Below are 1,137 nucleotides of genomic sequence, written 5' to 3'. Positions count from 1 at the left end.
AATTAAAGGACTAAGTGAAAAACTGTTTTCACAAGAAATCAGATTCAAAGGATTCACAGAAAAATGGACAGAAAAAAAACTTGGTAAATTAGCAACTTTTTATTCAGGTGGAACTCCGCTGACATCTAAAAAAGAGTATTTTGATGGAAATATACCTTTTATCCGATCAGGTGAAATAAATTCTAATGTAACAGAGCAATTTATTAATGAATTAGGTTTAAAAAATTCATCTGCTAAAATGGTTGAAGTTGGTGATATTTTATATGCCTTATATGGCGCAACAAGTGGTGAAGTAGCAATTAGTAAGATTAATGGAGCAATAAACCAAGCAGTGCTTTGTATAAAATCTCAACAAAATCATTATTTCATTTACTCTTATCTCTTTCATAAAAAAGAACACATTATAAATAAGTACTTACAAGGTGGTCAAGGAAATTTATCTGCAGACATTGTGAAGCAGATAGAATTACCCATTCCACCTCTTGAAGAACAAACTATCATTGCCAACTTTCTTTCTGCTATTGATACAAAAATTCAAACAGAAAAAAATATTTTGGAGAAGTATCAATCTCAAAAACAATATCTATTGCAAAACCTATTTATATAAACAGATTTTGCAGTAGGTGTTTTTTCTGATCTTTTAATTTTTTTAACAAAGTATTTTCAAGATTTATTTTTTCATCGATAGACGAAAGTAATTTTTCTATTTTATTTTGTTCATCCAAACAAGGGCAATAGATAAGAGCCTCTCCATAATCTTTGAAATAAATATGAGGAATACCAGAACCAACTTTATACGTGTTAAAGTTAAAGAATTTCAAACAGAAGAAAATATATTTCAAATTAACATAAGATTTTATTGTCAGGTAGTTCAATGTTCCAATAACTGAAAATTTTCCTGTTCCATACTGGACTTTTCCAACTCCAGAACCATCTTTGATTATCATAATTGCATCTTCATCAATTAGATAATTTTCTGAATAAGAAATAATACCTGTTGCACCAAAAATTGGAAAAACTCCTCTTTCATTTAATATTTCCGCTTCAGTCAATGATGATGAATGGCAAGAAACACAATCTTTCAATTTTACATTTGGAGTTTGTGTAAGAATTAACTTTTGATGAAGTCCTTTAATT

2 protein-coding genes are annotated in these 1,137 nt (G+C 28.7%); one reads left to right on the top strand and one right to left on the bottom strand.

Features of this window, described 5'->3' with window-relative positions:
* Window positions 1–607: restriction endonuclease subunit S (locus tag B0B05_RS16260; RefSeq protein WP_221406986.1), on the top strand; the 607-nt coding region annotated here is incomplete at its 5' end.
* Here the strand turns inward: B0B05_RS16260 and B0B05_RS16255 are convergent.
* Window positions 600–1,137 (bottom strand): restriction endonuclease subunit S (locus tag B0B05_RS16255; RefSeq protein WP_245799385.1); only part of this gene is annotated, 538 nt, incomplete at its 5' end. The two genes, B0B05_RS16260 and B0B05_RS16255, sit on opposite strands and share 8 nt — an antisense overlap.

Origin of the sequence: Epilithonimonas bovis DSM 19482, assembly GCF_900108115.1 — a bacterium.
In the GTDB taxonomy this organism is placed as follows: Bacteria; Bacteroidota; Bacteroidia; order Flavobacteriales; family Weeksellaceae; genus Epilithonimonas; species Epilithonimonas bovis.
Note: the sequence above shows the minus strand (reverse complement) of the source record. Positions and strands in the feature narration are given on the sequence as shown.